Consider the following 2,299-nt stretch of genomic DNA (forward strand, 5'->3'; position numbering starts at 1 on the left):
CCAGGCCGCCGGGCACGGGCACGGTGTCGCCCTGGGGGGAGGTGTAGTAGACCGCCTGGCAGAAGGCCACCCCGCCGTGGGCGATCTCGGGCAGGTGTTCCAGCAGGACGTCCTTGCCGCGCTCGGTGCCGATCAGATCGGGGTAGCCGACCCGGACGACGTCGATGCCCTGTTCGCTCAGGCGCTCAACGGTCCGTTCCACGGACTCCGCGCTCACTGGGCCTCCCTGATTCGTCCGGACACTTCGTTTGGGTGCAAACCATATGTCAGGAAAAGATTCAGAACAAGGGTCGACAATGGGAAATCGACTGATCTTTACTCACGACATATAGCAGCTCAGGGCATATCGTACGGATCCGAACAATACACAACTCCCCCCTGGCCGAAAAGACCTCTCGCCCTCGGTGTACGGCCTTCCGCCCCCCAAAACGGTGATCGGCCGTCCCACAGGACACGGGGCACCCCGGGAACGCGAAGAGCCCGTACGGCGGATGCCGTACGGGCTCTCGCAGACGCGGCGGACCCTCCCCCGCCCGCGTCGCGGCGGGTCAGTCCTGGGGTGCGCCCTGCCCGATCCGGGCGTACGCCGCCGGGTTCGCGGACCTCAGGTAGGCGCCGTAGCAGAGGCCGACGACGCCGACCAGCACCACGACGGCCGGGAGCGCCCAGTTGAGCGCGGAGTCCGGCGGGGTGCCGAGCAGCGCGGAGAAGTTGGTGAACGCGACGTACAGGACGGCCAGCAGCGCGAGACCGGACAGCACCGGGGCGACCACCCGGCTCCAGGCGTTCTCCCCCCGCACGTCACGGCGGAAGAAACCGACCACCGCGAACGAGGTGCACACCAGCAGCAGGATGACCCCCAGCGCGCCGAGGTTGGTGAACCAGTTGAACAGCGTGCCCATCGGGTCGCCGCCGAACAGCCCGAAGGCGAGCACGACGACCATCGCGAAGACGGTCTGGCTGATCGATCCCATGTACGGCGAGCCGTGCCGGGGGTGGGAGAGCCCCAGCTTCGGGGGCAGCACGCCCTCGCGGCCGAGAGCGAAGAAGTAGCGCGCCACGGCGTTGTGGAAGGAGAGCGTGGCGGCGAACACCGCCGTGATCAGGAAGACCTGGCCGAGAGTGGAGAAGCCCGAGCCGAGCGTACGCTCACCGAGCACGAAGACCAGCTCAGGCCCGTGCTCACGGGAGGCGTCGATGATCTTGTCAGTCCCGGCGCCCATCGCGGTGGCCCAGGCGGTGAAGGCGTAGAAGACACCGATCACGGCGACGGCGATGTAGGTGGCCCGGCTGACGGTCCTGCGCGGGTCGCGGCACTCCTCGCTGTAGATCGCCCCGGACTCGAAGCCCATGAAGGCGGCCATCGTCCACAGGAACGCGGCTCCCACGGCACCGGTGGTCAGCGCGCTCCAGCTGAACGGCTCCAGCGACAGCCCCTGCGGGGCGGAGGCGACCTGGGAGATGTCGAAGACCAGGACGAGCAGACCCTCGCACACCAGCAGGACGGCGAGCACCCTGGCGTTGAGATCGATCCGGCGGTAGCCGAGGAAGGCGATGACCACCAGGAAGAACAGCGAGACCACCCACCAGGGCAGATCCACGCCCAGGGAGCTGGACAGGAATCCCGCGGTACTGAAGCCGAGCAGGCCGTAGAGGCCGACCTGCATCGCGTTGTAGGCCACCAGCGCGACGAAGGCGGCGCCGACGCCGGGAACGCGGCCCAGACCATGCGTGATGTAGGCGTAGAACGCGCCCGCGTTGGAGATGTGACGGCTCATCGCGGCGTATCCCGCGGAGAAGAGGGCGAGCACGGCGGCCAGAATGAGGAACATCATCGGCACACCGAGAACGCCGGTGGTGGCGAAGTTCTGCGGAGTGCCGCCCGCGGCCACCGTGAGCGGGGAAGACGCCGCGACCACGAAGAACACGATGTCCGGTACCCCGATGCGCCGCCGCGACAGGGTGGCCGGAGCGGCCGCCGATTCGTTGACAGTCATGGCAACCTTCCACTGGGACAGAACGGAAGTATGGGGCGGAACGGAAAAGTGATTCGTTCGCCCCCATACGACCTGCGTGGCCGGGATCGTACGTGTACAAATGAAGATGACGCAAGACCTGTTTTCGCAGGTCCGCGTCTGCAAGAGTTCTACGATGCCCGCCGGCCGACGTCCGATCCGAAGGAGCATGTGTGCCCGCGTACCACCCGTTGACGGAGACCGAGGAAGCGGTGAACCGCCGCCTCGGGGACATCCCGATCAGACGCGAGGCACTGGCCGCCGTCTCCAATCTGCACCGGGCC

1 protein-coding gene and 1 pseudogene are annotated in these 2,299 nt (G+C 67.3%); both read right to left on the reverse strand.

Annotated features, from left to right (window positions below; genetic code table 11):
• Positions 1-217, reverse strand: a pseudogene (locus tag AB0N02_RS47270) (glutamine synthetase); the annotation flags it as partial.
• 331 nt (positions 218-548) lie between these two features.
• Entirely contained in the window at positions 549-1,997 is a 1,449-nt protein-coding gene (locus AB0N02_RS47275; RefSeq protein WP_363961749.1) for an APC family permease, read from the reverse strand.
• Positions 1,998-2,299 lie beyond the last annotated feature (302 nt).

This window comes from Streptosporangium sp. NPDC051022 (assembly GCF_040683035.1).
Taxonomy (GTDB): domain Bacteria; phylum Actinomycetota; class Actinomycetes; order Streptosporangiales; family Streptosporangiaceae; genus Streptosporangium.